This window comes from Streptosporangium sp. NPDC003464 (assembly GCF_053588315.1).
In genome coordinates this window covers 1-4168 of sequence record NZ_JBSFPS010000455.1, presented here as the reverse complement: position 1 = coordinate 4168, position 4168 = coordinate 1, and the positions used below count along the sequence as shown (strand labels likewise).

The following is a 4168-nucleotide window of genomic DNA, read 5'->3' as shown; positions in this document are numbered from 1 at the left end:
GAGGGTCTTGACGGTCGCGTTCAGGTAGGTGCTCGCCGGCAGCAGGGACGCCAGCGTGTCCCGTACGGCCGCCGCCACGGGGTTGCGGAGCTGGATGATGCGTCCGACCTGGGCCGAGGCCCGTACGACCTGTTGCGCTCGTGGCCGCCTCGCCCGGTCGTACCGCGCGAGCGCCCGCTCGACGTCGTCCCCGGACCCCAGGAACGCCGTCAGAGTGACGGCGTCCTCCAGCGCCTGGGCTGCGCCCTGGCCGAGGTCGGGGGTCAGCGCGTGCGCCGCGTCGCCCAGCAGGGCCACCCGGCCCGAGACGTAGGAGTCCAGAGGGGTGACCAGGGAGTGGATGTCGCTCCTGATCAGGGCATCGTCAGGGGTGGCGGCGAGGAGCTGGGGGATGGGCCGGTGCCAGCGCGCGTACCTGGCGGCCAGGCGGTCCAGGGTGTCGCCCGCACCTCCGCCCTCGGGGCAGGACTGGGTCGCGTACCAGTAAACGCGTCCGTCGCCAAGGGGGATCACGCCGAAGCGGCGTCCGCGCCCCCAGCTCTCGGTGATGGACCGCGACATCCCGGCCGGGGTGCGATCGGCGGGCACGATGCCGCGCCAGGTGACGTAACCGGCGTAAGCGGGCCCCGGGTGGGCGGGGAACAGCGCCTGGCGCAGCTTGCTGCGAATGCCGTCCGCTCCCACGATCAGGTCGGCGGTCAGCCGGCCCGGGCCGTCCGGCCCGTCGAAGGCGAGCGTGTCCGGTCCGGGCAGGCCGGTGACCGTGCGCCCCAGCCGCACGTCGACGCCTTCAAGGGCGCCAGCCAGCAGGTCGTGGAGGTCGGCCCGGTGCAGGGCGAAGGCCGGTACGCCCATGCGAGGTTCGAGCGCCTCGACCTTCGCCCGCATCAGCCAGCGTCCTGAGGGCGCACGCAGCCCGGCCGCCCCCTGGGCCATTCCCTTGGCGCGGAGCTTGATGCCCAGCCCGAGCGCGTCCAGCGCGCGTACCGCGTTGGGCGCCAGGGTGATGCCTGAGCCCAGTGGCCGGAACGACGGCGCACGCTCCAGAAGCGTCACCTGCCAGCCGTTACGGTGCAGCCCGATCGCGGTGGCCAGACCGCCGATGCCGCCGCCGACGACGAGCGCGGATGAGGAAGTCACAACCATGCCCCTTCCTGTGAAACCTCCATACCATCTCGTATGGTATGGCCTTGGGACTCTATCAAAGGGGTCGAACAGGGACGAGGTGGGGATGGACAGCCGGTCGCCGATGGTGTTCTTCGGGGTCGTCTTCGCGCTGGCGGCGCCGTTCTGGGTGGCGGGGACGTCCGGCGCGAAGCTTCCCGGGCTTCCGATGGACCTGCCGGTCGGGGCGCTCATGTTCGTCTGCCCGTTCGTCGCGGCCGCCGTCCTGTCGCGTCGCCACGGGGGGACGGTTCTGCGCCTGGTCACGACTACCCTCGTCCCGCGAGGGCGGGCCGGGGCGGCGTGGCTGGGGGCCGCCTTCCTGCTGGTTCCCGCCGTCATGGTGCCCTCGTACGTGGTGGCCTCGGCGGTCGGGGCCGAGGGGGGAGCGCACGCCCCGCTCGTGGCCGCGCCGCTGCTGTTCGCCGTGTTCCTGGTCAGCGCCGCGGCCGAAGAGGCGGGCTGGACGGCGTACGCCACCGACCCGCTCCGGCGGCGGCTCGGGGCGCTGGGGGCGGCCGTCGTCCTGGGGACGGTGTGGGGGGTCTGGCATCTCGTGCCGCTGGTCCAGGCCGGCCGGTCGCCCGCCTGGACGGCCTGGTGGTTCCTCGGCACGGTCGCCGCCCGCGTGATCATGGTGTGGGTCCACCGCGGCTCCGGGGGAAGCGTTCCGTCCGCGGTGGTGTTCCACGCCATGCTGAACGTGGTGCCGTCGCTGCTGCCGGGCTACGCCACCGACGTCACCGTGGTGGCGTGCGCGGCGCTGTTCACCACGCTCGTGGCGGTGCCGCTGGGCGTCCACCTCCTTCGTGAACCACCGCCGCACGATCCCGGTCGCGCCAGGCCCGCTCCCATCTGCGGGTCATGGCGGGGTAGACGATGAGGTAGCGGAACGGCTTGATGAAGGCCATGTAGATCCTGCCGAACAGGCCGTTGGGCTTGACCAGGGCCGCCATGCGCAGCTCGTACCCGCCGCCGGCGGCCGGCACCCAGCCCAGGTGGCAGACGGTGTGGACGGTCCTGTTGGCCAGCTCCTGAGCCGATTCGCCGGCGATCTCGTAGACCGGCGTGAACGGGATGTTGAGATCCTTCACACCGGGCGTCCGGCGCAGGTCGTCCGGCAGGCGGTCGCGCAGGGAGCGGACCCGGCCGCGCAGGCCCGCCTCGGGGTCGTCCCAGCCGAACAGCGCGCCCACCTTCCAGCGGACCGCGAACAGGAACCGGACCGGCGCGGTCTGGTACCGGGGCGCGTTGCTGGTGCGCAGCGCCACCAGCATCGCGGGGAAGTCGTCCGGTCCCGCGCCCGGCGTGCGGAAGGCCCACACGTCCTCGACGCGGAAGTCCGGCGCGATCTCGTGGATGCGCCACGGCCGCGAGGAGTGCTCGGTGACAGGGAGCCTCTGTGACATCTCGGGCCCTCCGTCACCGCGACACGAGGAAGTGGACCTCGCGGGGCCGGACCTCCAGGTCGCTCAGGCCGTCGGGCGTCGCGCCGAGCTCGCGGGCGACGCCGGACGCCGCCCGGAAGTCCTCCTCCGAGGCGAACGAGCCGGTGGTGACGACGGCCTTCCCGTCCGGGGTGGTCCAGACCCCGACGGACAGGAAGCCCGGCTGGGTCCGCGACGCCTCGGCGACCTGGTGGCAGAGCCCGACGAACTCCTCGACGTGCTCGGGCGCGGGGTAGTGGAAGGCGACGAAGCCGAACGGCATGACGATGTCCTCTCAGGTTGTACGGTTGCGTATAAGACAACGTTAGATCCGTTGTACGGGTGCGTACAACGAGCAGTTGAGGTGGACCACAGATGGGCGCATTGCGCACCCCGCGCGAGAAGTGGATCGAGGAGGGGCTGCGGACGCTGGCCGCGGCCGGCGTCGACGCGGTCCGCGTCGAGGCGCTGGCCAAGACGCTGGGGGTGACCAAGGGCGGCTTCTACGGCTACTTCACCGACCGCAACACGCTGCTGGAGGCGATGCTCGACACGTGGGAGCGCGAGAGCGTCGACGAGGTCCTCGACCAGGTGGAACGCGCGGACGGCGACGCCCGCGCCAAGGTCCTGCTGGCCGGCCGCCTCACGCTCTCCGGCCGGCTGCTGCCGATCGACCTGGCGGTACGCGACTGGGCCCGCCGCGACGAGGCCGTCGCCGAACGCCTGCGGCGCGTGGACAACCGGCGCATGGACCTGCTGCGCGCGCAGATCGGTACCTTCTGCGCCGATCCCGACGAGGTCGAGGCGCGCAGCCTGCTCGCCTTCTGCCTGAGCATCGGCCACCACTTCCTGGCCGCCGAACACCAGGGCCGCCCCCCCGCCCAGGTCCGCGCCCGCGCCGCCGGCATCATCCTCGACAGTCGCCAGCCTTGAGCGCCCGAGTGCGGATGGCCGAAAGCATGACCCGCCGGACGAAGCCGCTCCCTAGCCGGATCAGCAGCCAATACCGCAGGAACGCCTGCCGCGCCTCCGGACTGGTGGCCTGAATGCGCGTCTCGGTGACAAGGCGGACGCATCCGTCGTCCCTGTCCTCAAGGAAGAAGCTGAAGGTGGCCTTCGCGAAGCCGGGACGGTCGAAGGCGAGGAAGCTGTCGGCGTCGGTGACCGAGGAGACGTTCTCCGCCCGTCCCAGCCGCCACCACTGGCCGATCACCCCGTCCACCACCTCGCGCCCCGGGTCCTCGGCGAGCGTGGCGAAGTTCGGCAGATCGAGCTGCCCGTGGCCGTTGCGCAGCCGGGAGACCAGGTCGCGGAGGGCGAACAGCGGCTTGGCGAAGCGGATGTCGGCGGGGTTGGGGTGCTTGATCGCGTACCAGATCTGGTCGCGGGAGGCGGGGATCAGGATCGAGTGACGCTCGGTGGCATCGGGGAACGGCATGAACCGGTCGGTGAGAGGGAGATTGCCGGGCATGAGGAGCCTCCATACGGTTGCGTATGGTCCAAATATACGGTGGCGTATAGAAGGCGGGCCCGGCGGGGCGGCCAAAACTGGGAGCGGGCGCCACCGGCGCGTCGAG

The 4168-nt window shown here is 71.9% G+C and carries 6 protein-coding genes; 2 read left to right on the top strand and 4 right to left on the bottom strand.

The annotated features are described in order from the left end of the window. Positions 1-1140, bottom strand: a 1140-nt coding sequence (locus ACWDS7_RS47010; protein ID WP_451934602.1) for an FAD-dependent monooxygenase, incomplete at its 3' end; no start/stop codon positions are given. Positions 1141-1231: 91 nt separating this feature from the next. On the opposite strand from ACWDS7_RS47010, the gene ACWDS7_RS47005 reads away from it, so the two are divergent. Continuing rightward, on the top strand, positions 1232-2047 hold the full coding sequence (locus ACWDS7_RS47005; protein WP_451934601.1) for a CPBP family intramembrane glutamic endopeptidase: 816 nt from the start codon (positions 1232-1234) through the stop codon (positions 2045-2047). On the opposite strand, the gene ACWDS7_RS47000 is transcribed toward ACWDS7_RS47005, so the two are convergent. After that, positions 1932-2573, bottom strand: coding sequence for a DUF2867 domain-containing protein (locus ACWDS7_RS47000; protein ID WP_451934600.1), 642 nt, complete (start codon positions 2571-2573; stop codon positions 1932-1934). The genes ACWDS7_RS47005 and ACWDS7_RS47000 overlap by 116 nt on opposite strands. 13 nt (positions 2574-2586) lie before the next feature. Further along, positions 2587-2874, bottom strand: a complete 288-nt coding sequence (locus ACWDS7_RS46995; protein ID WP_451934599.1) for a putative quinol monooxygenase — start codon at positions 2872-2874, stop codon at positions 2587-2589. A gap of 92 nt (positions 2875-2966) precedes the next feature. Between ACWDS7_RS46995 and ACWDS7_RS46990 the strand changes: the two genes are divergently transcribed. Beyond that, the gene (locus ACWDS7_RS46990; protein ID WP_451934598.1) at positions 2967-3524 is read left to right on the top strand and encodes a TetR/AcrR family transcriptional regulator; all 558 of its coding nucleotides are present in this window, start codon (positions 2967-2969) and stop codon (positions 3522-3524) included. Here the strand turns inward: ACWDS7_RS46990 and ACWDS7_RS46985 are convergent. Beyond that, positions 3499-4062 carry a hypothetical protein gene (locus ACWDS7_RS46985; protein ID WP_451934597.1) on the bottom strand — a complete coding sequence of 188 codons (564 nt, stop codon included), beginning with the start codon at positions 4060-4062 and terminating at the stop codon, positions 3499-3501. The two genes, ACWDS7_RS46990 and ACWDS7_RS46985, sit on opposite strands and share 26 nt — an antisense overlap. Positions 4063-4168 lie beyond the last annotated feature (106 nt).